Genomic DNA, 23,981 nt, shown 5'->3' with positions numbered 1-23,981 from the left:
AGCCGCAGCACCACAGGGGCCGGACCCGATCGCCGGGACGGGCCGCGGCGACAGAGCGCAAGACCCACAGCTCCCATCCGAAAACAGCGTGAGCGACGCGAAGCGAGGCGAAGAGACGTGACCGTGGCACCCAGCGCGAAGGGGACCCTGCCGTTCGGCGAGCACGAGACGTGGTACCGGGTGACGGGCGACCTCCGCTCCGACCGGCCCACTCTCGTCGTCGTGCACGGCGGTCCGGGATCCACCCACGACTACCTGCAGAACCTCTCCGACCTGGCCGAGGACGGCTGGTCCGTCGTGCACTACGACCAGATCGGGAACGGCGGTTCGACCCATCTGCCCGACCGGGGAGCGGACTTCTGGACGGTGGACCTGTTCGCCGCCGAACTCGACAACCTGCTCACGGGTCTCGGGATCGCGGACAACTACGTGCTGTTCGGCCAGTCCTGGGGCGGCATGCTCATCACCCACCACGCCGCGGCACGCCCGGCTGGCCTGCGCGGCCTCGTCATCGCCAACTCGCCCGCCTCCTACCCGCTCTGGCTCCAGGAGGCCAAGATCCTCCGGGACGGACTGCCGCCGGGCGTCAACGACACACTGCTCCGGCACGAGGCAGCGGGGACCACCGAGACGGACGAGTACCACGCGGCCATGCGCACCTTCTACGAGCGCCACGTCTGCCGCCTCACGCCCTGGCCCCGCGACTACTTGGCGTCGTTCTACGAGGTGTACAACGACCCCACGGTCTACTACGCGATGAACGGCCCGAGCGAGTTCCATGTGAACGGCACCCTGCGGGACTGGTCGGTCACCGACCTCTGCCCCGACGTCGACGTGCCCACCCTGCTGATCTCCGGGCGCCATGACGAAGCCACCCCCGCGACGGTGCAGCCGTTCCAGGACCTGATTCCCGGAGCACGCTGGGAGATCTTCGAGGAGTCCAGCCACCTGCCGCACCTGGAGGAACCGGACCGCTTCCGTGAGGTCATGCGGTCGTTCCTCCAGGAGGTGGACCCCCGCTGACTCCCGACGCGGAGAGGCGGGAGAAGCCGGGGTGTCCGGCCCCGGCGGTGGGCAGCTCCTCGGGGCCGGTGGCCGAGCGGTTCGTGGGACAGCGGGCCTGCGCCGCGCGGGTTGCATAGAGTGCTGCCGACATGCCGAGCCACCGGTGCGCAGGCCCAGGTGTCACGCCTGTGGCGATGACGGCTGGGCCGGTGGTGGTCAGGTGGTCGCGAGGCGTGTCCGGAGTGGGTGTACGAAGTCCGGGCCGCCTGCCGCGGCGCAGGGGTATGTCCCGGGCACGGGTCCGGGACTCGTTGAGAGGGTGGTTCACATGGTCGTCGGTCGAGTGGTGCGGTTCGACAGCGCGAAGGGTTACGGGTTCATCACCCCCGACCATGGCGGCGAGGACGTCTTCCTGCACGTGAACGACCTTCGGATTCCCGAGGCCGCCCTCAGGCCCGGTCTGATGGTGGAGTTCGAGATCGAGCAGGGTGACCGGGGTCTGAAGGCGTCCTCGGTGCGACTCGCCCCCGGCAGCGGGGCGACGGAGGGTCCGGCCGCCGTGTTCCCGGGGCGCACCGAGTCCCCGAGCAGGCAGGTCGTGGACGGCGACGACGTGTTGTGCGATGTGCTCAACTCGGACGAGTTCGTGCGCGACGTCACGGAAGTCCTGCTGGAATCTGCGCCGGCCCTCACCGCGACGCACATCCTTCAGGTACGCCAAGGGCTGCTGCAGTTCGCCAAGAATCACGGATGGGTCGAGGGCTGAGCAGGTAGCGCCGCCCTGCGCCATGGCCCGGGTACCGAACCCGGGCCATGCGGCCTCCTCTGCCGGTCCGGCAGGCCGACGCGCGACACGATGCGTGCGGGCACTCGCGCCGTCCGGCGGCCGCCGCGGGCCCCGTCACCCTCGGCTGTGACGAACGGCACCGGCCCCGGGCCTGTCCGGCCCCGCGTTAGCGCCGGTTAACCTGCCTCCCATGACCGTAACCCTCGAAGTAAGCGGCGGCGTCGGCACGATCCGGCTGGACCGGCCGCCCATGAACGCCCTGGACGTCGCCACCCAGGACCGGCTGCGCGAGCTCGCCGAAGAGGCCTCCGTGCGCGACGACGTGCGCGCCGTGGTGCTCTACGGCGGCGAGAAGGTGTTCGCGGCGGGCGCGGACATCAAGGAGATGCAGGCGATGGACCACCCGGCCATGGTCGTACGGTCCAAGGCCCTGCAGGACTCCTTCACCGCGGTGGCCAGGATTCCCAAGCCCGTCGTCGCGGCCGTCACCGGCTACGCGCTCGGCGGCGGCTGCGAGCTGGCCCTCTGTGCGGACTTCCGGATCGCCGGCGACAACGCCAAGCTGGGGCAGCCGGAGATCATGCTCGGGCTGATCCCGGGCGCGGGCGGCACCCAGCGGCTCGCCCGCCTGGTCGGCCCCGCCAAGGCCAAGGACCTGATCTTCACGGGCCGCCACGTGAAGGCCGACGAGGCCCTCATCATGGGCCTGGTGGACCGTGTGGTGCCCGCCGCCGAGGTGTACGAGCACGCGCACGCCTGGGCGGCCAAGCTGGCGAAGGGCCCGGCCCTCGCCCTGCGGGCCGCCAAGGAAGCGGTCGACGCCGGACTGGAGACGGACATCGACACCGGCCTCACGATCGAGCGGACCTGGTTCGCCGGGCTCTTCGCCACGGAGGACCGGGAGCGCGGTATGCGCAGCTTTGTGGAAGAAGGGCCCGGCAAGGCCAAATTCCTCTGACCGAACGCCAGTTGGGAACAGAGCGGGGCGCGTTCATCCGTGCGGGCGGATTAGCTGGGCCTTAAGGCAACCTTAAGGCCCAGCACCGCACCGGCCCGGGCAAACCCGCCCAGGGCGGGTGTTCGCGCAGGTCCGAAGGGGTGTGCGCGGCCGCATTCTGCCAACGGCATATGCCAGCAGGCATCTGCGGAACTGCTGATTCCGGGTCAGGGATTCCACCGGAACGGCCCCGGAGCGCTCGCCTTGCGGCCATGATGGTGTCCATGGCGGGCCTGGAGGGTGTGGAGCAGCCGCGACAGCGCAGCAGCGCGACAGCGGAACGTAGGATGCCGGCCGTCGAGGACGAACAGGCGTTCAAGGCGCTGGAGTTGTTCGGAAACCCGACGGAGGACGAGGTCCGGCTGCCCTCCCGTCCGGAGTCCGCGGCCACCGCGCGGCGGCTCACCTCGTGCGTGGTGCTGCGCCAGTGGGCACTCTCCCCGCAGACCGCCGAACATGCCGTGCTGCTCGTGTCGGAACTCGTCGGCAACGCGGTACGGCACACCGGCGCCAGGGTCTTCGGCCTGCGGATGTTACGCAGGCGCGGCTGGATCAGGATCGAGGTGCGCGACCCCTCGCGCGGACTGCCGTGTCTCATGCCCGTCCAGGCGATGGACATCAGCGGGCGGGGTCTCTTCCTCGTCGACAAGCTCTCCGACCGGTGGGGCGTCGATCTGCTGCCGCGCGGCAAGACCACCTGGTTCGAGATGCGGATCTCCGACCGCTGAACGGCCGCCCCTCAGGGGCCCGGATCCACAGAAGCCCCCGGTCTGCCGTGGTGCGGCACTGCGGGGGCTGCTGGGTGGGGGCCGTGAAAGTGGGGGGTGTGTTCACGGCCGCTTGTGACGACCTGGCCCGGGTCGATGGGGGTCGTGTCCCCGACTATGGCAGACGGACGACTCCATCGCCAAAGCCACAAAACGCCCAATCCGTGTAATACCTGTACGTTTCTTCGATGAATCATAGGTGGGCTGGGTCACTCGCCTGGAAATCCATGAGCATCAACGAACTTCCTCGGGTGATTCATCGATCGCCGCAAGAGTGGGTGATGCGCATCCGTGTGACCTGTGAAAGTCGCGCCTGGGGTCAATTGTTATTTTCCTGACATTTCGCCCCTACTGTTCTGCACATGAACGCCTCCGACCCACCGGTGCACCGCCGCAGCGCCCTGCGCGCAGGAGCCGGGGCTGCCCTCACCGCGGCCCTCGCCGCCGGTTGCGGGGACCGGGACCCCGCCGGGACATCGGCGAAGACCCTCACCCACCCGGCACCGACCAAGCCGGCCGCCACCGCCGTCGCGCCCGCCCCGCACCGCTTCCCCGGCCTGCCCGGACAGATCGACCACGGCCCCCGCGACCGGGCGCGCGTCGCCCTCACCTTCCACGGCCAGGGCGACCCCGCCGTCGCCCGGTCCGTGCTGGCCGAGGCCGAACGGGCCGGGGCCAGGGTCACCGTCCTCGCCGTGGGCAGCTGGCTCGACGAGCACCCCGGGATGGCCCGCCGGATCCTCGACGGCGGCCACGACCTCGGCAATCACACCCAGCGCCACATCGACATCTCCTCGATGGGCGAGGCGCAGGCCTACGCGGAGATCACCGGCTGCGCCCAGCGGCTGCGCCGGCTCACCGGCTCCATCGGCACCTGGTTCCGCCCCTCCCGTACCCAGTACGCCACCCCACTCGTCCAGCGGCTCGCCGTCCGGGCGGGCTACCCGCACGTCCTCTCCTACGACGTGGACTCCCTCGACTTCACCTCGCCCGGAGCCACGGCCGTCACCCGCAAGGTGGCCGGGGAGGTCCGTAACGGATCGGTGGTGAGCATGCACTTCGGTTACGCGGACACGGTCGCCGCGCTGCCCCTCCTTCTCACCGAACTCGACCGCCGCGGACTGCGTGCGGTGACGACCACGGAGCTGTTGACCTGATGCTTCCCTCCACCACGCGCACCGCGGCCCTGCTCGGGGGCGTCCTGCTCGCCGTGCTCACCGGCTGCGCCACCCCCGCCACCAGGGACGGGTCCGACGCCGCGACCGAGGCCGCCGCGCCACCGGCCCGACCCAAGCACGTCACCCCGCCCGCGCCGCCCGGACTGGCCGGGATGCCGCCGGTGCTCGATCCCGCGAACGTGTACGCGGCCGACGGTGCCGGAAAGCTGTCACCGGCCGTGAAGGGCTTCCCGTCCCGGGTGTACGTGCCCAACACCAACTCCGACACGGTGTCGGTCATCGACCCCGCCACGTACAAGGTCATCGAGACCATCCCGGTCGGGCGGCAGCCGCAGCACGTCGTCCCGTCCTGGGACCTGAAGACCCTCTGGGTCAACAACGACGTCGGCGACAGCCTCACCGCGATCGACCCGGCGACCGGGAAGGCGGGGAAGACGGTCGGCGTCTCCGATCCGTACAACCTCTACTTCACACCGAACGGCAAGTACGCCGTCGTGATGGCCTCGATGGACCGCGAACTGGTCTTCCGTGACGCGCACACCATGAAGACGGCCAAGTCCGTCCCGGTCGGCTGCGCGGGCGTGAACCACGCCGACTTCTCGGCTGACGGCCGGTACTTCATCGTCTCCTGCGAGTTCTCCGGCGACCTCCTCAAGGTCGACACCGCGAAGATGAAGGTCGTGGCACAGCAGAAGCTGCCCTTCGAGGGAGCCATGCCGCAGGACGTGAAGCTGTCGCCCGACGGCGGCACGTTCTACATCGCGGACATGGTGGCGAACGGCGTATGGGTGCTGGACGGAAAGAAGTTCACCACCCCGAAGCTGCTGCCCACCGGCAAGGGCTGCCACGGCCTCTACGTCAGCCGCGACGCCAAGGAGATGTACATCTCCAACCGCGGTGAGGGCTCCGTCTCCGTCTTCGACTTCGCGCGGAACAAGCTGGCGAAGAAGTGGCACCTGCCGAACGGCGGCAGCCCCGACATGGGCGGGGTCTCGGCGGACGGCAAGGTCCTGTGGCTGTCCGGGCGTTACAACGCCGAGGTGTACGCCATCGACACCTCCACGGGCAAGCAGCTCGCCCGGATCCCGGTGGGCAACGGGCCGCACGGCCTCGCCGTCTATCCGCAGCCTGGACGCTACTCGCTGGGCCACACCGGCGTCTTCCGCTGAGCAGGAGGTCCCCGCCGCGACGGCCGGCGGCTCACCCCTCGATCAGCAGGGCCTCCGAGCCCACCGGCCGGTAGCCCGCCGCCTGGAACGTCCGCACGCTGCGGGCGTTCCCCGGCGACTGCTGCGCCCACACCACCGTGTCCGGCACCAGGTGCCGGGCCGCCCGTGCCAGCCGTTCGCCGAGCCGCTGTCCGCGTGCCTCCTCGGCCACCTCGATCGCGGTCTCCCAGCGCCCCGCGACCCCGCGGCCGAGGATCAGCACCCCGCCGGCGGTGCCCCAGACCCGTACCTCGTCGCGGAACCTCATCGCCCGCACCACCCGAGGGTGACCGGGGTCCCGGATCTCGCGCAGCTCAAGTCCGGGCGCGCCCGGCAGCGCGGACGCGACCGTGAGCAGGTCGATCGTGTTCATGTGCCGGCCGGTGCGGGCCAGCAGCGCGCCCAGGAAGTGCGGGTTCATCGTCGCGGCGAGCGCGTCGCCGGGAGTGGCGGCCAGGACGGACCGTACCCACCGCGGGTCCTCGTCCGTGAACACCACCGAGTGCGCGGTGAACGCCAGCACCCCGGCATCCCGCGCGTTCGGCTGTCCCACCACCGTCGTGGACCCGTCCGGCGGCGGGAACCGTCCGTGCGCCGCGGCTGCCAGGATCGCTGCCAGTGCCTCGGTCATCGCGAGCTGCTCCCAGTCGTGGATCACCGGCCGCCGGGCGGCGGACGGGCCCACCCATGATCGACTACCGGCCGCCGCCGAGGCCATCCGTCACGCCCGTTAATCTGGCTTCGTCAGATAGGTATACGAAGGGGCGGAACAGTGGCGGACATCGAGTCGGCGCGCAAGGCATTCGAGCGGTTCGACCTGGACGGCGACGGGCTGATCTCGGCTGCCGAGTACAAGAGCGTCATGGCTCAGCTGGGTGACCCCTACGTCAGCGAGCCGATCGCGCAGGCCGTGATCAACTCCCACGACGCGAACGCGGACGGTCTCCTCACGTTCGACGAGTTCTGGGCCGCGCAGAACAAGGGCTGACGTCCGGGACCCCCGGCCGGCGGGCCGGGGGCCGAGGACCCGCCCCCGCTCAGGAACCGGAGGGGTCCGGGGGCCGATGGCACGCCCCCGCTCCCGAGCCGGACGGGTCCTGGGGCCCCTCTGCGCGGAAGGCCTCGTCCGGCGTCGCCACCGGGCGGAACAGGTCGTGCAGCCGGCCGGCCCGCAGCAGGCGCAGGATCCTCGGGCAGTCGCAGACGAGCCAGAACCGCCCGTCCCGGTCCAGGGCGCGCCGCCGGGCCCGGTGCAGCAGCGTCAGCCCCGAGCAGTCGAGGAAGCTCACCTCGGTCAGGTCGACCACCACATGCGGTGAACCGTCCGACGTCGCGACGTCCAGAGCAGGCGCGATGAGGGTCGCGGTCGCGATGTCGATCTCGTCGCGCAGCGCCACCACCGTACGGCCGTCCCTGCGGTACACCCGGCCGCACGGTTCGGGCAGCGGGACCAGCGCGGGGGACGCCGTGGGGGACAGCCTCTCGGTCATGGTGCCTCTCCTCGCAGCGCCGGATGCACGGAGGCACCCGCGCCTGGGTGGCCGTCAGTGAGGTGACAGTCGGTGAACCTAACCCGAGGGTCCCGCCGAGCGGTGCTGCAGAAACGTTCGCGCCTTCCCTAATGCCCCGTCCGGGTGAACGTCCGGCATTGGCATGCACATTGGGAGGCCGTCTGCGTGTGCAGGACCGGCCGGAGGGCGAGCGGTGATCCCGCACGCGGCCGCGCCCACCCGCGCCGCCCGCGCGTCACCCGGCCGCTGCGCCCTGCCCGTACCGCATCGGCCCCGCTGCCCGGCCGCCGCCCAGCTCAGCGATGTTCGCGGTACGGCGCCCAGCCGCGCAGCTCGTCGTCGCGCGGGGCACGCACCGTCGCGGGCGCGCCGGGACCGAAGCGCATCACCGGGCGCGACTCGTCCCACGCGGGCCAGCCCGGGTCGCCGGTCCCGGCGAACCGCACCCATGCCGCGTGCATCGCGTCGGCCAGCTCCTGCGGGGCGGCCTCGCCCGCGAGTGCCACCGCGTCCGGCCGGTCCAGGTTGTCGAAGACGAAGCCGATCTCCAGCCCGTGACAGGCGCCGAGCCGCAGTACGGGGGACTGCCAGCCGAACTCGTAGAAGTGGGTGCTGCCGGCGGCACCGGCGCGGGCATCGGCCAGCCGGTTCAGCGGCACGCGCAGCAGCAGGTCGGTGGCGAGCGCGCCGAGCAGCTCGCCGGGGGTGGCCCCCGGGCGGTTCGCGCGGTACGTACGGGCCGTGGCGCGGGGCACCTTGAACTTCAGCAGGGCCAGCCGGAGCTTCGTGCGGGAGAGCCGTTCGGTGAGCCCGCTGGGCACGAACCAGAGCCGGTACTCCTCGGTGTTCGAACCCACCAGCAGATCGACACCGGCCGCGGCGCCGGCCAGCAGCGCCTCGGCCGGATCACGCGGCAGCAGGTCGCCGTCCACCACGATCTGGAAGGAGTTCCCGCCGGTCAACGGGGAACCGCCTGCGGTCACTTCGCTCTGTGCGGTGAGCAGTGCGGCCGGGTCCACGGCGGCCAGGGCGCGGGCCGTCGCCGCCACCCCGAGCCGCTTCGCGATCAGCTCGGTCGTGCGGCGCCCCGCCGCCACGGACAGCGCGGCCGGGACCCCGCTCTGCAGCACCGCGCGCCGGAACAGGCCCCGGGCCCGCGGTGCGGCGAGCAGCGCGCCGATGCTGATCGCGCCCGCCGACTCGCCGCACACCGTCACCCGGTCCGGATCGCCGCCGAACGCCGCGATGTTGTCCCGCACCCAGCCGAGCGCCGCGAGCTGGTCGAGCAGCCCCCGGTTGGCCGGCGCGTCCGGGAACACCCCGAACCCCTCGATGCCGAGCCGGTAGTTCACCGACACGAGCACCACGCGGTCCCGCGCGAAGGCCGTCCCGTCGTACAGCGGCACCGCGGAGGAGCCGTGCAGCAGCGAGCCGCCGTGGATCCAGACGAGGACGGGCAGCCCGGTCCGGGCGGGCGACGGTGTCCACACATTGAGGTTGAGGCAGTTCTCGCCGGGCACGTCGGGGTCCGGCAGCAGCCGGTCCAGCGGCGGGGCGTAGGGCCGCTTGGGTGCCGTCGGACCGTAGGCCACCGCCTCCCGTACCCCCGCCCAGGGCTCCGGCGGCTCCGGCGCCCGGAACCGGCGGGCGCCCACCGGTGCGGCGGCGTACGGGATGCCGCGGAAGACGGCGACGCCCTGTTCGTGGCTGCCGCGGACGGTGCCGTGAGCCGTGCCGGCGAGCGGCGCGGTCCGGTTCGCGGGGGATCCGGCTGCGGATATCGGGGGAGGTGCGGCTGTCATGAGAGGTTCCGGCCCTTCCGCGGTCGTCGGGCGTGTGCACCAGCAGATCACGGCCGGGAGCGGCCGACCATTCGTGGGACGCCGGACCTCCCGTCTGCGGTGCGGGGGAGCGCCACTTCAGGTAACGCGGGTTTCCGGCCGCCGACGGGGCGGCCGGATACCCACTGAGGTGCGGTGACGAATGTCCGGAAATCGACGCCGTGGGCCCGCATTCCGGCGTCATTCGCTGCCTTGCCCGGCCCGTGCGCCGCCGACGGTGTCCATTCGGGCCGTGCCGGGCTGCCGGTCAGGCGGCGAAGTTCCGCGACATGGAGTCCTGTTCGTCGATCTCCACGAGGTCGGGCCGGGTGTAGCGCTCGGCCCGCGCGTGGTAGTCGAAGTCCCCGCGGACGAGCCCCCGGTAGTCCTGGACGCACCGCTCCAGAGCGACTCGGGGGAGCCCCTCGATCCCGGCTGCCTCCAGCTCCTCGACGAGTTCCTTCTCGGCCCGCTGCACGCGGTCGGCGATGCGGGCCAACAGGATTCCGGCCTCGTCCACCGCTTCCTGGAGCGTGCCTCCGCGGTCCCGCTGGATCAGCCGCACGGTGTTGTGTTCATAACCGAGCAGGGCCTCCTTCTCGAAGGAACAGATGTCGTTGCAGAGCCCCGAGTGGTCGGCCACCGCATTGCGCAGTGCGATATAGGCGGGAAGGCTCCGGGCGGATTCCGGCAGGTCGATTCCGGCGGTGATCTCGTGCAGATCGAGGAACGGCTGCATGGCCACCGAATCGCGGCGGTGCTTGACGAAATCGGCGGTGCTCGGCACGTGGCCGGCGGCCCGGTCGACAGCCTCGGCGTAGTACGTCCACAGCCAGGCCGCCGTGTCCCGGCGGAACTGCCGGACCCAGCGCGCGGACCTGTCCGTGCAGGTCCGGACCAGTAGTTCGTCCAGTGCGTGCTCCATGGGGCCGACGGGCGCCCGGGCGCCGTCGAGCACGTCCACCAGGTGTGCGATCGCCGTTTCGCACAGCCGCGGGTCGCGGCCGGCCGGGCCGTCGTCGAATTCGTCGTCGACGAGGAAGGCCCAGAACAGCCACTGGCAGAACAGGTCGAGATGTTTCTGCGAGGCCCTGGGGAATATCAGTGAGATCCAGAGCTCGGGGCGGGTTCGGATCATCTTCTTCTGAGCCACCGGTGACAGGACGAGATCACTGGACTCGGCCCATTCCCAGGCGGCCTGCCTGGTCTTCTCAATTCCCGGATTACATCCAGCACTCTCGAACGGCATGTGGAATTCTGGAAGCGCGATCTTGCTCATGGTGCACCTCGTCGAGACGATACGAACAGGGAAGGGGATGCGCGAAACGAGTCGCGCACGCAGGTGCCGGTGCGGTGAGCGGTGAACGCGGCTTCGCCGATCGGCGCCTCGGCGGGGCCGCGCCATCGGGGACAGCCGGCCGCGCCGGCACGACCATGTGCGGTGAGACCTCGAACCGGCTGCGGCGGCGGTCGTCGCAGGAGCGGATCAGGGCCGGCGGGGCGGCCGGCCGGTACGCGGCGGGCCCGGCTCTCTTCGGACGGCATGGCGGGACCGGACGGCCGGATCCCGTCTGGGATGCGTCACGGGAGGGGCGGCTGTCATCGCTGTCCTCTTTCCTCCGCCGGGGCCCGGGCGTCGGAGCCGGGTCCCGGGCACCCCATGGCAGCGGACCGCCTGACGTGCACGGCGACCGCGTCACCACTTGTCACAACCAGTGAACTCCCAGTATGCGGGCGAGGGAAGCGGCTTGTGACCGAAAATGCGTGATCGCCATGAACACCTGCTCAGTTATGAGCAGTTGGTGCACTCCTGTGTTGATCGGGGCGTAGGACAGCTGGCGTACGGATGGCCGATTCGGCTTTCCGCGGGGCGAGTTCAGGCGGACAGTGAGGCGAGCCAGTCCGTCAGGATCCGGCTGACCTCCGCGGGGCGCTCCTGCTGGATCCAGTGGCCGCAGCCGTCCAGGATCTGCGAGGAGACCAGACCGGGCAGCGTGGTGGGGTACGCCGCGACGGCATCGGCCAGCCACGTGGTCGAGGCGTCCAGCGATCCGCCGAGGAAGAGCGAAGGCTGGGTGATCGGCGCGCCGTCGAAGTCGGTCAGATCCGCCCAGTCCCGGTCCATGTTGCGGTAGCGGTTGAGGGCGCCGCTCATCCCGGTCCGCTCGAACTCCCCGGCGTAGAAGTCGAGTTCGCGTGGGCCGAGCCAGCCCGGACGCCGCTCGGGGAACCGCTCTCGCAGCGTTCCGCCACGGGCGGCGAAGTGCGGGTCCGGGGCGTCGGGCGCGGGCATGGTGTCGGCGGAGAACGCCGCGTAGAAGCCCGCGAGCCAGCCGCGCACGTCCGGCTCGATCTCCGCCTCGGCCCGGCCGGGCTCCTGGAACCGGGAGACGTAGAACTCCTCGTCCCCGCCCAGCCGCGCGAAGATCTCGCTGGGTCGCGGACCGCCGCGCGGGGCGTACGGCACGCTCAGCAGCCCGACCGCGCGGAAGACATCGGGCCTGACCAGTGCGGAGTTCGCCGCGATCGTCGCCCCCCAGTCGTGGCCGACGATCACCGCGTTCCGCTCCCCGAGCGCGTGCACCACGGCGGCGTTGTCCTCGACCAGTTCGAGCATCCGGTACGCGGCGACGTCCACGGGCCGGGAGGAACGGCCGTAACCGCGGACGTCGATGGCGGCCGCCCGGTATCCGGCAGCCGCCAGCGCCGGCAACTGGTGGCGCCAGGAGTACCAGGACTCCGGGAAGCCGTGCACCAGCAGCACCAGTGGGCCGGTGCCCTGCTCCACCAGGTGGATCCGGCCGGCCGGTGAGGGGACCGTGCGGTGTGTGACGGCCGGCGAGGGGGCCGGCCGGTCTGTGGCGTCCGGGGTCCGGTCGGGCTGCGACATGTTTCCTCCACCGCTGTCGGTCGGCGCCGGCCTGCCGCGCAGTTCCGGCTTCGGCCCCGATCATGCAGCGCCCACCGGATCCGCCGCGAGTCCGCTTGCCGGTTCGGCAAACAGGCGGGCCGATATCCGGGAAGTTCCAGTGGCCTTCCGCCGCGTGGACAGGAAAGGCCCTGACCGCGCAGAACGTCACGACCGCGCTGGTCAGGGCCTACGGCGTCAGCACTCGATGATGTTCACCGCCGGCCCGCCCCGGGCCGTCTCCTCAGTACTTCGCACGAGCGCTCTGATCCGCGCAAGGGGGTGGATCGAGGCGCGCCCTCGCGGTCAGACCTTGATGATGCGGACGCGGGGGCCGTAGAGCATCAGCAGGTCTTCGGGGTCCGATGTCAGGACGGTCACTGGGGTCGGCGAGGTGAGCGCGGTGGCGGCCACGATGGCGTCGAGGGCGTACTTGTGGCCGTGCAGTCCGGCCGCGGCCAGGAGCCTGCTCGCATGGCGGGCGATGGCTTCGTTGGGCGGGATGATGTTCACGCGGGAGACGGCGTAGTCGAAGCGGGCTTGGCTGACCTTGGGGTCGCGTGCTTCGACGAGGGTGACGGAGCTGGTGACGACGCGGATGTCTTCGGCGTCGGCTGCCGTCAGCCACTCGGTGATCTCAGGTGTGCGCCGTACAAGTTTGGACAGGCCTTCGCAGTCCAGGACGAGCGTGCCGCTCACGCGGCGTCCGCCGAGCCGGCCGTCTCGCCGCGGAGGATCGCACGTTTGGCGTCGACGGCCGACTGGTCGACCGGGCCATGCGCGGCTTCCGCGTCCTCGATGAGTTCGCGCAGTCGGTCCCGCTCCAGTTGGCGCTGGATGAGGGACTCGACGTAGGCAGACATGCCTCGCCTGCCCGTACGTGCCTTGAGGGCAGCGATGGTGCCTTCGTGGAGCGAGACCGATACGGGCCGGACGGGTCCTTCGCCGGGCGCCGGGGAGGTAGCCATGGGCCCAGTTTAACAAGACTCTTGTTATTGGATGGGGTGACTGTTCGATCCGCTGTGCCCGAGGGCATCATCGCTGCGCGGGTCTCGCGAACCTGCAGGTCATGCGCCCATCAGCGGGGGACCCGCCAGGGACTGTTCGGGACCTTTCACGTCTGTCCCGGGGGAGATTCCAGGGACTTTCCGCCGTGCCGGCAGGGAAGGCCCTGACCGCGCTGAAAGATGGAAACGCGCTGGTCAGGGCCTACGGCGTCAGCACTCGATGATGTTCACCGCCAGCCCGCCCCGGGCCGTCTCCTTGTACTTCACGCTCATGTCGGCGCCCGTCTCCTTCATGGTCTTGATGACCTTGTCGAGGGAGACCTTGTGGCTGCCGTCGCCGCGCAGCGCCATCTTCGCCGCCGTGACGGCCTTGACCGCCGCCATGCCGTTGCGCTCGATGCACGGGATCTGGACGAGACCGCCGACCGGGTCGCAGGTCAGGCCCAGGTTGTGTTCCATGCCGATCTCGGCGGCGTTCTCGACCTGCTCGGGGGTGCCGCCCAGCACCTCGGCCAGCGCGCCCGCGGCCATGGAGCAGGCGGAGCCGACCTCGCCCTGGCAGCCGACCTCGGCGCCGGAGATGGAGGCGTTCTCCTTGAACAGCATGCCGATGGCCCCGGCCGCCAGCAGGAAGCGGACGATGCTGTCGTCCTTCTCCGCCTCGGTCGCGCCGCCGGCCGCGAAGTTCATGTAGTAGTGCAGCACGGCCGGGATGATGCCCGCGGCGCCGTTGGTCGGGGCGGTGACGACGCGGCCGCCCGCGGCGTTCTCCTCGTTGACCGCCATGGCGTAGAGGGTGATCCACTCCATCGCGTGGGTCTGCGGATCGCCCTCGGCGCGCAGCTGGCGGGCGGTGTTCGCGGCGCGGCGGCGGACCTTGAGGCCGCCGGGCAGGATGCCCTCGCGGGACATGCCGCGCGACACGCACGCCTGCATGGCGCGCCAGATGTCCAGCAGGCCGGAGCGGATCTCGTCCTCGGTGCGCCAGGCCCGCTCGTTCTCCAGCATCAGGGAGGAGATCGACAGGCCGGTGTCCCGGGCGAGCCGCAGCAGCTCGTCGCCGGTGCGGAAGGGGTGCTTGAGTGCCGTGTCGTCGGGGACGATCCGGTCCTCGCCCACCGCGTCCTCGTCCACGACGAAGCCGCCGCCGACCGAGTAGTACGTCTTCTCCAGGAGGGGCGCGCCCTCGTGGTCGTACGCGAAGACGGTCATGCCGTTGGCGTGGTACGGCAGCCTCTTGCGGCGGTGCAGGACCAGTTGCTTGTCGGCGTCGAAGGGGATCTCGTGCATGCCCAGGAGGTTGATCCGGCCGGTGGCGCGGATCGCGGCGACCCGGTCGTCCGCCGTCTCGACGTCGACGGTACGGGGGGACTCGCCCTCCAGGCCGAGCAGGACGGCCTTGGGGGTGCCGTGGCCGTGGCCGGTGGCGCCGAGCGAGCCGAAGAGCTCGGCGCGTATCGAGGCGGTGTGGGCGAGCAGGCCCTCGTTCTTCAGCCGGCGCGCGAACATACGGGCGGCGCGCATGGGGCCGACCGTATGGGAGCTGGACGGGCCGATGCCGATCGAGAACAGGTCGAAGACCGAGATGGCCACGGGTGACTCCTAAGGGTTGGTAGACGCCGTTGTCTGCCGGGTGCTGCGGTACGGGCGGGGTGGGCCCGAAGAGCGGGGGACAAGGGATGGGGCACCGCGCTCACTGTTCAGTGTGCGCGGTGCCCCTCCCCGATACGCAAACGCGCCGGTCGGACTACTTGAGACCGGAGTACAGCGGGAACTTCTCGGCCAGCGCGACGACGCGGGCCTTCAGGTCGTCCGCGTCGTAGGACGGCTTCAGGGCGGACGCGATGATCTCCGCGACCTCGGTGAAGTCCTCCGTCTGGAATCCGCGGGTGGCCAGGGCCGGCGTGCCGATCCGCAGACCCGAGGTGACCATCGGCGGCCGCGGGTCGTTCGGGATGGCGTTCCGGTTGACCGTGATGCCCAGCTCGTGGAGCCGGTCCTCGGCCTGCTGGCCGTCCAGCTCGGAGTTGCGCAGGTCCACCAGGACCAGGTGCACGTCCGTGCCGCCGGACAGGACCGAGACGCCGGCCTCGGTGACGTCCGGCTGCACCAGACGCTCGGCGAGGATGCGGGCGCCGTCCAGGGTGCGCTGCTGGCGCTCCTTGAACTCCTCCGTCGCCGCCACCTTGAACGAGACCGCCTTGGCCGCGATCACGTGCTCCAGCGGGCCGCCCTGCTGACCCGGGAAGACCGCCGAGTTGATCTTCTTGGCGAGCTCCTGGGTGGAGAGGATCACACCACCGCGCGGACCGCCGAGGGTCTTGTGCGTGGTGGTCGTGACGACGTGGGCGTGCGGCACCGGGTTGGGGTGCAGGCCCGCGGCGACCAGACCGGCGAAGTGCGCCATGTCGACCATCAGGTACGCGCCGACCTCGTCCGCGATGCGGCGGAAGGCGGCGAAGTCCAGCTGGCGGGGGTACGCGGACCAGCCGGCCACGATCAGCTGCGGCTTGGACTCCTTGGCGAGACGCTCGACCTCGGCCATGTCCACGACACCGGTGTCGTCCACGTGGTACGGGACCACGTTGTAGAGCTTGCCGGAGAAGTTGATCTTCATACCGTGGGTCAGGTGACCGCCGTGCGCCAGGTTCAGGCCCATGATCGTGTCGCCCGGCTTCAGCAGCGCGAACATCGCGGCGGCGTTGGCCTGCGCACCGGAGTGCGGCTGCACGTTCGCGGCCTCGGCGCCGAAGAGCGCCTTGATGCGGTCGATCGCGATCTGCTCGACCACGTCGACGTGCTCACAGCCGCCGTAGTAGCGGCGGCCGGGGTAGCCCTCGGCGTACTTGTTGGTCAGGACGGAGCCCTGGGCCTCCATGACCGCGACCGGAGCGAAGTTCTCCGAGGCGATCATTTCGAGGGTGGACTGCTGGCGGTGGAGCTCGGCGTCGACAGCGGCGGCGACGTCCGGGTCCAGCTCGTGGAGGGAGGAGTTGAGAAGCGACATCAGGTGGTCCCTTGGGGTCTCAGTTGCCGGAGAACTCGGTGTACTCGTCGGCGGAGAGCAGATCCTTCGGCTCCTCCGCGATGCGTACCTTGAACAGCCAGCCGCCTTCGAACGGTGCGGAGTTCACCAGCGAGGGGTCTTCCACGACGTCCGCGTTCGCGGCCGTGACCTCGCCGGTCACCGGCGAGTACAGGTCGCTCACGGACTTGGTCGACTCCAGCTCACCGCAGGTCTCGCCCGCGGTCACCGTGTCACCGACCTCGGGGAGCTGGGCGTAGACGACGTCACCGAGCGCGTTGGCCGCGTACTCCGTGATGCCGATCGTGGCCACACCGTCCTCGACGGCCGACAGCCACTCGTGCTCCTTGCTGTACCGCAGCTGCTGGGGGTTGCTCATGACCTGAATTCTCCTGTACGCGGGGGAGTGCTGATGAACGATGGTCTTACGGTGTGAGACAGGACTGCGTCACGTACGCGGTGCCGTGCTCCGCCTGTGGTCTACTTCCGGCGCTTGTAGAACGGCAGCGCCACGACCTCGTACGGCTCGTGGCTGCCCCGGATGTCCACGGCGACGCCCTCGGTGCCGGGCGTGGCGTGCGCGGCGTCGACGTACGCCATGGCGATCGGCTTGCCGAGCGTGGGCGACGGGGCGCCCGAGGTGACCTCGCCGATGACCTGGCCGGCCGCGGTGACCGGGAAGCCCGCCCGCGGGACCCGGCGGCCCTCGGCGACCAGCCCGACGAGCTTGCGGGGCGGGGCGGTCTCGGCCCGCTCCGCGGCGGCCTCCAGGGCCTTGCGCCCGACGAAGTCGCCCTCCTTCTCGAACTTCACGACCCGGCCGAGACCGGCGTCGAACGGGGTCAGCCCGGTGGTGAGCTCGTGCCCGTACAGCGGCATACCCGCCTCCAGGCGCAGCGTGTCGCGGCAGGAGAGCCCGCAGGGGATGAGGCCGCGGGAGGCGCCCGCCTCGGTGAGCGCCCGCCACAGCTGCTCGGCGTGCCCGGGCGCGACGAACAGCTCGAAGCCGTCCTCGCCGGTGTAGCCGGTGCGGGCGATCAGCGCGGGGACCCCGGCGACCGTGCCCGGCAGGCCGGCGTAGTACTTCAGCCCGTCCAGGTCGGCGTCGGTGACGGCCGCCAGGATGGCGGGGGACTCGGGGCCCTGCACCGCGAGCAGCGCGTACGCGTCCCGGTCGTCACGCACCTCGGCGTCGAAGCCCCCGGCGCGGGCGGTCAGCGCGTCCAGCACGATCTGGGCGTTGCCCGCGTTGGCGACCACCATGTACTCGGTCTCTCCGAGCCGGTACACGATCAGGTCGTCCATGATGCCGCCGTCCTCGGCGCAGATCATCGTGTAGCGGGCCCGCCCCGCGGAGACGGTGCCGATGTTGCCGACCAGTGCGAAGTTCAGCAGGTCCACGGCCTGCGGGCCGGTGACGGTGATCTCGCCCATGTGGGAGAGGTCGAAGAGGCCGGCCTTCGTGCGCACGGCGTTGTGCTCGTCGCGCTCACTGGCGTACCGCAGCGGCATGTCCCAGCCCGCGAAGTCGGTCATGGTCGCACCCAGCGAACGGTGCAGCGCGTCGAGGGCGGTGAGGCGGGGGCGGTGCTCATGGATAAGGCTCCCAGGGCATGACGACGAGGACGATCCCTCCCCATCTGTCATCGGAACCTGAGAGGTTCGCCGAGAGGCCCCGCAGGGGTTCGGCTTGCACCTTGGGTGGAGCCGCAGAGCGACTCGCTTTTCAGATCTGCCTCATCCACGCGGTACGGGGCCTGAGAGATTCAAGGGAGGATCTTGCTCCTTCGGCGCCCGGCCCAGTGGCCGGAACTCTCCCGCGCGGATTCAAGCGGCCTATATGCAGTTGGCCGGGTCATCATCGCACGCATTGCGGGACAGTGGGACGCCGGTACCCCACCGAATCCGGCGGGTCGGACCGTTGTATCGCATTACCTTTTCTTTACACTTCAGGGGCAGGTGTGAGTCAGTCGGCAGGGGAGGCGATGACGTTGCAGCGGTACGCGACGACAGCGGGGGTCGCGCACGGCGCGCTTCCCGCACAGCCGGGTGCACCGGTCCGGGAGATGCTCGGCCCGCACGCACCCGTCGTGCGGGACCTGCGGGACCGGGCCGGATGCAGCCCGCGGAGTCTGCACTTCACGGCGGGTGACGTGGTGGTGGTCTCCGGACTGCCGGGCAGCGGCAAGTCCACCCTGATCAGGCGGGCCGTGTCCGCGCACTCCATCGACTCCCAGGACACCAGGGACCGCTGGGCCGGACTGCTGCCCCGCCCCGTCCCGTACGCCCTCTACCGCCCGCTCGTCCGCGTCGCCCACTACTGGGGGCTGTGGCGGGTGCTGCGCTCCGGTGAGTCCGTCGTCGTCCATGACTGCGGCACCCAGTCCTGGGTGCGCGGCTGGCTGGCGCGCGACGCCCGGCGGCGCGGCCGCATCCTGCACCTCGTCCTGCTCGACGTCACCCCGCAGGCGGCCAGGGCGGGCCAGCGCGAGCGGGGGCGCGGCGTCTCCGGATACGCGTTCGCCCGGCACCGCAGGGCGGTCCGGCAGCTGCTGCGGAACACCGAGACCGGCACGCTGCCGCTCGGCTGCGCCTCGGCGGTGCTGCTGGACCGTGAGGCCGCGGCGCTGCTGAAGCGGATCACATTCGCAGACGCACAGAGTGAGGGCTGAGCGACAGCTGTCCGATGGCTGGACAGCAGGGGCACGGCGTTAATCTCTTGCTCAGGGCATGGGGCGAGAGAGGGAAGCAGTGGACATTCCGGCACAGGGCCACACCCATCCGCAGGGCGGATGGCCGGCCAACGAGCTCGAAGAAGTGCTGGGCGCCTCGCTCGGCACCCCGGAAGCGGGCGGCCGGCTCATCGAGGTGCTCGGCCGCAGCCACCTCTGGGTGCCCCTGCCCAACGGCGGCGGGCCGGACGCCACCGACCTGGACCTGCCGACCCTGGACATCGAGGGCGCACCGTACGTCCCCGTGTTCAGCTCCGAGCAGCAGTTCCTCAGCTGCGTCGGCGCCCACATGTCCTTCACGGTGGCGCCCGCCCGCGAGTTCGCCCGCGGACTGCCCCCGCAGCTCGGCATCGCGGTGAACCCGGGCGGCGCCGTCGGCGTGCCGGTGCCGCCGCCCGCCGTGGCCGAGCTCTGCCGGGCCGGACGCACCGTGCTGGACGGACCGGCCAGCGGCGGCCGGGTCCGGCTGTACGAGCCGGACTGGAAGGAGGAGCCCGTCGACTTCCTCTCCGCCGCGGCCGGCGAGTTCGAGGACAGCGGCGTCGTGCGCAGCGCCCGCCGGGCCCTGGCCAGCATCGAGGGCGGCGACCCGGTGCTCTTCGTCGGCATCGAGTTCTGGACCTGGGACGGCGCCGGGCGCAATGCCCCCATGGACGCCCTGGGCCGGGCGCTGGGCCGCGTGGAGGTGCCGTGGCCGGTCAACCTGGTGCTGCTCGACGTGGCGCAGGACCCGGTCGCCGACTGGATGCGCGCGAGGGTCCGGCCGTTCTATCAGCGCGCCGGCGAGTGACGGGGCCCGTGCGCCGCGAGGTGACAACGGCGGTCCATGGCGTCAAGTCGGTGTCAGGACCGCCGCATAAGCTGGTTTGATGGCTGGTGTCTCGGCACCGCGCCGTACCCGAGTGCCCCGGGAGCGGCAGGCCGACACAGTGGATCGAAGAGGGGCGGGACCAGGGTGAGTGCGTCAGGCACCGCGGCGGCCGGGCAGGTCGAGCACATGCTGCGCCAAGTGACGCCCGGGCGCTACGACGCGTACGAGGCACTGCTCCAGGCCCTGGCAGGTGACCGGATCTGGATGCTGCTCTGGCACGGCCGGGCCGGCTCGCCCGACGCCCAGTACGGCAACATGGAGATCGACGGCCTCGGCTACGCCCCCTGTGTCACCTCCGCCCAGGAACTCTCCGCCAGTGGCTGGAACCGGGCCCACGAGGTGGTGGGCGGCCGCGACATCGCCCGCGCCCTGTTTCCCGACCGCTGGGGCATCTGGCTCAACCCGCACGCACCCGGCGGCGGCGTCGGCATCCCGTGGCTCGACCTGCGCCGGATCGCCACCGGCCTAGACCGGATGCCCGCCGGCCCGCTGCGGATCAGCGACCCCGCCGTCGAGACCCCGCAGTTCTACGCCCAGCTGACCCGGAACGCCCACCACACCCCGGCGGTCCGCTCGCTGCGCCGCGCCTGGGTACAGCCCGCGCTCGGCGTCCCGTACCTCGCCATCGGCCTCGATCTGTACGACACGAGCCAGCCGTCCGTCGACGCGGTGCGCGCGATGATGCAGCAGTCGGTCAGCGCGGTCCCGGAGGGGCTGCCGGTCTCCACCGTCGCCATGTCCGACGAGTACGACCCGGTCGCGATGTGGCTGCGGGGCAACTCCCGTCCCTTCTACGACCGCGAGTCGCACGCCCCGGCCGGCCGGAGTCCCGCCGTCGCTCCGAGTTACGGCTACCCGCAGCCCCCTGGCGCGGCGCCGCACGCCTACTAGGCCCGCCGGGCCCGCCCGAAGGAGCGGACAAAGGGGCTCCCTGCGGACAAGATGACCGCTGAGGCCACCCAAATAGCCACCCAATACGGCCTGTTGGGTGGCATGTCCGTTCTGGTGGATTAGTGGCCGAGTAGTCCGCTCACTCGATCTTCCTGTCCGGATAACGGAAGCTCACTGACCGCATCACGTTTGAGCAAACATTCCCCGCCAGGTCTGGCGGGTGATCGCAATCGCGTTGAAGACTCCCGGCTAGTGGGGATCGTCGGCCCTTTGTACGAGGTTGCACCGACGGACGTTCCGCAATCGCATTTTTCGCATCGAAGACACCAGTCGCACGAACGTGCGCGGCTGAAACGCGCCAGGCCGTTACCGCGGCGAGTACGGGCCGGCCACCGCCGGCGGGAAGGGTCAAAGGCACTGTGACCGCACCGATCGAGACCACCGGATCGGCTGCCGAGGCTCAGCCGGAGGCAGTACTCACGGGAGTCAAGCAGAGCCAGATCGAGGGCCGTTCACTCGGACGGATCGCCTGGACGCGCTTCAAGCGCGACAAGGTGGCAGTGGCCGGCGGCATCGTTGTCATCCTGCTGATCCTGCTCGCCGTGCTCTCCAAGCCGATCCAGGCGTTCTTCGGCCTGGACCCCAACGAGTTCCACCAGGACCTCATCGACCCCGCGCTGCTCGCCCCCAAGGGCGACTGGGGCGGCATGAGCTGGAGTCATCCGCTCGGTGTCGAACCGCAGTACGGCCGCGACATCATGACCCGGATCATCGAGGGGTCCTGGGTCTCCCTCGTCGTCGCCGTCGGCGCCACCCTGCTCTCCGTGGTGATCGGCGTCTTCTTCGGTGTGATCTCGGGGTTCTACGGCGGCTGGGTCGACACGATCATCAGCCGCATGATGGACACCTTCCTGGCCTTCCCGCTGCTCCTGTTCGCGATCTCGATCTCGGCGGCGCTGCAGGACGGCGCGTTCGGCCTGACGGGGCTGCCGCTGCGGATCGCCGTACTGATCTTCGTGATCGGTTTCTTCAGCTGGCCGTACATGGGACGTATCGTCCGTGCCCAGACCATGAGCCTGCGCAACCGCGAATTCGTCGAGGCGGCCCGGTCGCTGGGCGCCCGCGGTCCCTTCATCCTCTTCCGGGAACTGCTGCCGAACCTGGTGGCGCCCGTTCTGGTCTACTCCACGCTGCTGATCCCCTCGAACATCCTCTTCGAGGCGGGTCTCAGCTACCTCGGGGTCGGTATCGCCCCGCCGCAGGCCTCCTGGGGCGGGATGCTCACCAACGCGATCGACTTCTACGAGAACGACCCGATGTACATGATCGTGCCGGGCGTGGCCATCTTCGTCACGGTCCTGGCGTTCAACCTGCTGGGAGACGGGCTGCGTGATGCTCTCGATCCCCGTAGCAAGTAGTGCCCGGGCGCTCGTCACAACGACGTGCGACATGCCACGGCAACCATCGATTGAGGGGAATTTCCTCAGGTGAAGACCAGAAAAACGACAGCGGTGGTTGCCACGGCTGTGGCCCTGATGCTGGGCGCCTCCGCGTGCAACGGCTCCAAGGACGACAACGGTGACGGCAACGGCGGCAAGGGTGGCTCCAGTGCCACCGACGCCGCGCTGACCTCCGTCGTCAACAAGTCGGACAAGAAGGGCGGGACCCTCAAGCTCGAGCTGTCCGACGAGCCCGACTCGCTCGACCCCGGCAACACCTACTACGGCTGGGTGCAGAACTTCTCCCGCCTGTACGGCCGTTCGCTGACGTCGTTCAAGCCGGCCGCCGGCAAGGACGGCCTGGAGGTCGTCCCGGACCTCGCCGAGGGCCTCGGCAAGGCGAGCGCGGACGCCAAGACCTGGACGTACAAGCTCAAGAAGGGGCTCAAGTACGAGGACGGCTCCGCGATCACCTCGAAGGACGTCAAGTACGCCGTCGAGCGCTCCAACTTCGCGCCGGAGGCCATGTCCAACGGCCCGACGTACTTCAAGTCCCACCTCATCGGCGGCGACAAGTACAAGGGTCCGTACAAGGACAAGAACCCGGACGGTATCGCCTCCATCGAGACGCCGGACGACACCACGATCGTCTTCAAGCTGAAGGACGCCTTCGCGGACTTCGACTACCTGGCGACCTTCACGCAGACGGCCCCCGTGCCGGCCGCGAAGGACACCGGCGCCGACTACGTGAAGCACATCGTGTCCTCGGGCCCGTACAAGTTCGCGTCCTACGAGGAGGGCCGCAGCGCGACCCTCGTGCGTAACCCGAACTGGGACCGGAAGACCGACCCGCTGCGCCCGGCCCTGCCGGACAAGATCACGATCCGGTTCAAGGTCAAGCAGGAGACGGTCGACAGCAATCTGCTCGCCGACAACATCGCCGCTGACGCCGCCGGTACCGGTGTCGCCCCGGCGACCCAGCCGAAGGTCCTCACCAAGGCCGACCTGAAGTCGCAGACGGACAACTCGTACGCGGGCGCCACCTCGTACATCGGTCTGAACGTCCACGTGAAGCCGTTCGACAACATCCACTGCCGCAAGGCCGTGCAGTGGGGCATCGACAAGGCGTCGGTCCAGGCCGCCCAGGGTGGCGACCCCAAGGGTGACGTCGCGACGACCCTGCTGCCGCCCACGGTCAACGGTTACACCAAGTTCGACATGTACGAGTCCGCCGGCCACAAGGGCGACGAGGCCAAGGCCAAGGCCGAGCTGAAGCAGTGCGGCAAGCCGAACGGCTTCGACACCAAGATCTCGGCCCGTTCCGACCGTCCCGCCGAGATGTCCATGGTCACCGCGGTGCAGGCCTCGCTCAAGAAGATCGGCGTCAACGCCGAGATCAAGACCTTCCCGACCGGTAAGTACTTCGCGAACTTCGCGGGCAACCCGAGCTACGTGCACGCCAACAAGCTCGGCATGATCATGAGCGCCTGGGGTTCCGACTGGCCGACCGGCTTCGGCTTCCTGGACCAGATCATCAACGGCGCCTCCATCAAGCCGTCCGGTGGCAACAACGTCCAGGAACTGGACGACCCGAAGATCAACAAGATGCTCAACGAGGGCATCGCCAACACCGACACCGCCGCCCGTGAGAAGGCGTGGGGCGACGTCGACAAGGCCGTGGCCGAAGGCGCGACCGCAGTGCCGCTGATCTACCGCAAGAACCTGCTGCTCCGGCCGAAGTCCGCGACGAACGTCACGGTCACCCAGGCCTACCTCGGCATGTACGACTACGTGCTGATGGGTACCGCCAAGTAGGAACGGCCCCGCTCCCCGGG

23 protein-coding genes and 1 riboswitch are annotated in these 23,981 nt (G+C 70.3%); of the genes, 12 read left to right on the top strand and 11 right to left on the bottom strand.

Going from position 1 to position 23,981, the window contains the following annotated elements; translation table 11 throughout:
• Positions 1-117: 117 nt before the first annotated feature.
• From LNW71_RS07435 to LNW71_RS07410, 6 genes are all read left to right on the top strand, one after another.
• Complete coding sequence (locus LNW71_RS07435; RefSeq protein ID WP_250967506.1) at positions 118-1,023, top strand: proline iminopeptidase-family hydrolase; 906 nt, start codon at positions 118-120, stop codon at positions 1,021-1,023.
• A 310-nt stretch (positions 1,024-1,333) separates the two neighbouring features.
• Complete coding sequence (locus LNW71_RS07430) at positions 1,334-1,771, top strand: cold shock domain-containing protein (RefSeq protein ID WP_250967505.1); 438 nt, start codon at positions 1,334-1,336, stop codon at positions 1,769-1,771.
• A gap of 211 nt (positions 1,772-1,982) precedes the next feature.
• The gene (locus LNW71_RS07425) at positions 1,983-2,750 is read left to right on the top strand and encodes an enoyl-CoA hydratase/isomerase family protein (protein ID WP_250967504.1); all 768 of its coding nucleotides are present in this window, start codon (positions 1,983-1,985) and stop codon (positions 2,748-2,750) included.
• A gap of 251 nt (positions 2,751-3,001) precedes the next feature.
• Complete coding sequence (locus LNW71_RS07420) at positions 3,002-3,517, top strand: ATP-binding protein (protein WP_250967503.1); 516 nt, start codon at positions 3,002-3,004, stop codon at positions 3,515-3,517.
• Between the two features lie 401 nt (positions 3,518-3,918).
• Positions 3,919-4,713 carry a polysaccharide deacetylase family protein gene (locus tag LNW71_RS07415; protein ID WP_250967502.1) on the top strand — a complete coding sequence of 265 codons (795 nt, stop codon included), beginning with the start codon at positions 3,919-3,921 and terminating at the stop codon, positions 4,711-4,713.
• Entirely contained in the window at positions 4,713-5,903 is a 1,191-nt protein-coding gene (locus LNW71_RS07410) for a YncE family protein (protein WP_250967501.1), read from the top strand. Before LNW71_RS07415 ends, LNW71_RS07410 begins: the two co-directional genes overlap by 1 nt.
• 31 nt (positions 5,904-5,934) lie before the next feature.
• Here LNW71_RS07410 and LNW71_RS07405 read toward each other — a convergent pair whose 3' ends face one another.
• The gene (locus tag LNW71_RS07405) at positions 5,935-6,573 is read right to left on the bottom strand and encodes a GNAT family N-acetyltransferase (protein WP_250971925.1); all 639 of its coding nucleotides are present in this window, start codon (positions 6,571-6,573) and stop codon (positions 5,935-5,937) included.
• Between the two features lie 141 nt (positions 6,574-6,714).
• On the opposite strand from LNW71_RS07405, the gene LNW71_RS07400 reads away from it, so the two are divergent.
• Positions 6,715-6,930 (top strand): EF-hand domain-containing protein, encoded by a 216-nt coding sequence (locus LNW71_RS07400; RefSeq protein WP_250967500.1) that lies wholly within the window; start codon positions 6,715-6,717, stop codon positions 6,928-6,930.
• Between the two features lie 49 nt (positions 6,931-6,979).
• Here the strand turns inward: LNW71_RS07400 and LNW71_RS07395 are convergent, their stop codons facing one another.
• The 10 genes from LNW71_RS07395 to gcvT all read right to left on the bottom strand — a co-directional run bounded on the left by LNW71_RS07395 (position 6,980) and on the right by gcvT (position 17,860).
• Positions 6,980-7,432 (bottom strand): STAS domain-containing protein, encoded by a 453-nt coding sequence (locus tag LNW71_RS07395; protein WP_250967499.1) that lies wholly within the window; start codon positions 7,430-7,432, stop codon positions 6,980-6,982.
• Positions 7,433-7,749: 317 nt separating this feature from the next.
• On the bottom strand, positions 7,750-9,255 hold the full coding sequence (locus LNW71_RS07390) for a carboxylesterase/lipase family protein (RefSeq protein ID WP_250967498.1): 1,506 nt from the start codon (positions 9,253-9,255) through the stop codon (positions 7,750-7,752).
• 286 nt (positions 9,256-9,541) lie between these two features.
• Positions 9,542-10,522 carry a terpene synthase family protein gene (locus LNW71_RS07385; protein ID WP_250971924.1) on the bottom strand — a complete coding sequence of 327 codons (981 nt, stop codon included), beginning with the start codon at positions 10,520-10,522 and terminating at the stop codon, positions 9,542-9,544.
• Between the two features lie 627 nt (positions 10,523-11,149).
• Positions 11,150-12,163, bottom strand: a complete 1,014-nt coding sequence (locus tag LNW71_RS07380) for an alpha/beta hydrolase (protein WP_250967497.1) — start codon at positions 12,161-12,163, stop codon at positions 11,150-11,152.
• 324 nt (positions 12,164-12,487) lie between these two features.
• Positions 12,488-12,880 carry a PIN domain-containing protein gene (locus tag LNW71_RS07375; RefSeq protein ID WP_250967496.1) on the bottom strand — a complete coding sequence of 131 codons (393 nt, stop codon included), beginning with the start codon at positions 12,878-12,880 and terminating at the stop codon, positions 12,488-12,490.
• Positions 12,877-13,149 carry a hypothetical protein gene (locus LNW71_RS07370; RefSeq protein ID WP_250967495.1) on the bottom strand — a complete coding sequence of 91 codons (273 nt, stop codon included), beginning with the start codon at positions 13,147-13,149 and terminating at the stop codon, positions 12,877-12,879. The genes LNW71_RS07375 and LNW71_RS07370 overlap by 4 nt, the downstream gene beginning before the upstream one ends.
• A 249-nt stretch (positions 13,150-13,398) precedes the next feature.
• A complete protein-coding gene (locus LNW71_RS07365) occupies positions 13,399-14,781 on the bottom strand; it encodes an L-serine ammonia-lyase (protein ID WP_250967494.1) in 1,383 nt (460 codons plus the stop codon).
• A 154-nt stretch (positions 14,782-14,935) separates the two neighbouring features.
• Positions 14,936-16,195, bottom strand: coding sequence for a serine hydroxymethyltransferase (glyA, locus tag LNW71_RS07360; protein ID WP_250967493.1), 1,260 nt, complete (start codon positions 16,193-16,195; stop codon positions 14,936-14,938).
• A 19-nt stretch (positions 16,196-16,214) separates the two neighbouring features.
• Complete coding sequence (gene gcvH, locus LNW71_RS07355; protein ID WP_250967492.1) at positions 16,215-16,592, bottom strand: glycine cleavage system protein GcvH; 378 nt, start codon at positions 16,590-16,592, stop codon at positions 16,215-16,217.
• A 101-nt stretch (positions 16,593-16,693) separates the two neighbouring features.
• Positions 16,694-17,860 carry a glycine cleavage system aminomethyltransferase GcvT gene (gene gcvT / locus LNW71_RS07350; protein WP_374119361.1) on the bottom strand — a complete coding sequence of 389 codons (1,167 nt, stop codon included), beginning with the start codon at positions 17,858-17,860 and terminating at the stop codon, positions 16,694-16,696.
• Positions 17,861-17,949: 89 nt separating this feature from the next.
• Positions 17,950-18,043: riboswitch (glycine riboswitch) on the bottom strand.
• Positions 18,044-18,198: 155 nt separating this feature from the next.
• Between gcvT and LNW71_RS07345 the strand changes: the two genes are divergently transcribed.
• The 5 genes from LNW71_RS07345 (at position 18,199) to LNW71_RS07325 (ending at position 23,961) form a co-directional block, all read left to right on the top strand.
• Positions 18,199-18,885 (top strand): AAA family ATPase, encoded by a 687-nt coding sequence (locus LNW71_RS07345; protein ID WP_250967490.1) that lies wholly within the window; start codon positions 18,199-18,201, stop codon positions 18,883-18,885.
• 79 nt (positions 18,886-18,964) lie between these two features.
• Complete coding sequence (locus LNW71_RS07340) at positions 18,965-19,735, top strand: enhanced serine sensitivity protein SseB (protein ID WP_250967489.1); 771 nt, start codon at positions 18,965-18,967, stop codon at positions 19,733-19,735.
• Positions 19,736-19,900: 165 nt separating this feature from the next.
• Complete coding sequence (locus LNW71_RS07335) at positions 19,901-20,707, top strand: enhanced serine sensitivity protein SseB C-terminal domain-containing protein (RefSeq protein ID WP_250967488.1); 807 nt, start codon at positions 19,901-19,903, stop codon at positions 20,705-20,707.
• 419 nt (positions 20,708-21,126) lie between these two features.
• A complete protein-coding gene (locus LNW71_RS07330) occupies positions 21,127-22,125 on the top strand; it encodes an ABC transporter permease (RefSeq protein ID WP_250967487.1) in 999 nt (332 codons plus the stop codon).
• A 117-nt stretch (positions 22,126-22,242) separates the two neighbouring features.
• Positions 22,243-23,961: an ABC transporter substrate-binding protein gene (locus LNW71_RS07325; protein WP_285802468.1), complete on the top strand. Its 1,719-nt coding sequence runs from the start codon at positions 22,243-22,245 to the stop codon at positions 23,959-23,961.
• Positions 23,962-23,981 lie beyond the last annotated feature (20 nt).

This window comes from Streptomyces sp. RKAG290 (assembly GCF_023701695.1).
In the GTDB taxonomy this organism is placed as follows: domain Bacteria; phylum Actinomycetota; class Actinomycetes; order Streptomycetales; family Streptomycetaceae; genus Streptomyces.
This window is presented reverse-complemented; position numbering and strand designations above follow the sequence as displayed.

Coding starts and splice junctions, on each gene's coding strand:
- LNW71_RS07430 (WP_250967505.1), top strand. CDS start 1,334: ATGGTCGTCGGTCGAGTGGTGCGGTTCGACAGCGCGAAGGGTTACGGG.
- LNW71_RS07425 (WP_250967504.1), top strand. CDS start 1,983: ATGACCGTAACCCTCGAAGTAAGCGGCGGCGTCGGCACGATCCGGCTG.
- LNW71_RS07420 (WP_250967503.1), top strand. CDS start 3,002: ATGATGGTGTCCATGGCGGGCCTGGAGGGTGTGGAGCAGCCGCGACAG.
- LNW71_RS07415 (WP_250967502.1), top strand. CDS start 3,919: ATGAACGCCTCCGACCCACCGGTGCACCGCCGCAGCGCCCTGCGCGCA.
- LNW71_RS07410 (WP_250967501.1), top strand. CDS start 4,713: ATGCTTCCCTCCACCACGCGCACCGCGGCCCTGCTCGGGGGCGTCCTG.
- LNW71_RS07405 (WP_250971925.1), bottom strand. CDS start 6,573: ATGACCGAGGCACTGGCAGCGATCCTGGCAGCCGCGGCGCACGGACGG.
- LNW71_RS07395 (WP_250967499.1), bottom strand. CDS start 7,432: ATGACCGAGAGGCTGTCCCCCACGGCGTCCCCCGCGCTGGTCCCGCTG.
- LNW71_RS07390 (WP_250967498.1), bottom strand. CDS start 9,255: ATGACAGCCGCACCTCCCCCGATATCCGCAGCCGGATCCCCCGCGAAC.
- LNW71_RS07385 (WP_250971924.1), bottom strand. CDS start 10,522: ATGCCGTTCGAGAGTGCTGGATGTAATCCGGGAATTGAGAAGACCAGG.
- LNW71_RS07380 (WP_250967497.1), bottom strand. CDS start 12,163: ATGTCGCAGCCCGACCGGACCCCGGACGCCACAGACCGGCCGGCCCCC.
- LNW71_RS07370 (WP_250967495.1), bottom strand. CDS start 13,149: ATGGCTACCTCCCCGGCGCCCGGCGAAGGACCCGTCCGGCCCGTATCG.
- glyA (WP_250967493.1), bottom strand. CDS start 16,195: ATGTCGCTTCTCAACTCCTCCCTCCACGAGCTGGACCCGGACGTCGCC.
- gcvH (WP_250967492.1), bottom strand. CDS start 16,592: ATGAGCAACCCCCAGCAGCTGCGGTACAGCAAGGAGCACGAGTGGCTG.
- gcvT (WP_374119361.1), bottom strand. CDS start 17,860: ATGACAGATGGGGAGGGATCGTCCTCGTCGTCATGCCCTGGGAGCCTT.
- LNW71_RS07345 (WP_250967490.1), top strand. CDS start 18,199: ATGACGTTGCAGCGGTACGCGACGACAGCGGGGGTCGCGCACGGCGCG.
- LNW71_RS07325 (WP_285802468.1), top strand. CDS start 22,243: ATGCTGGGCGCCTCCGCGTGCAACGGCTCCAAGGACGACAACGGTGAC.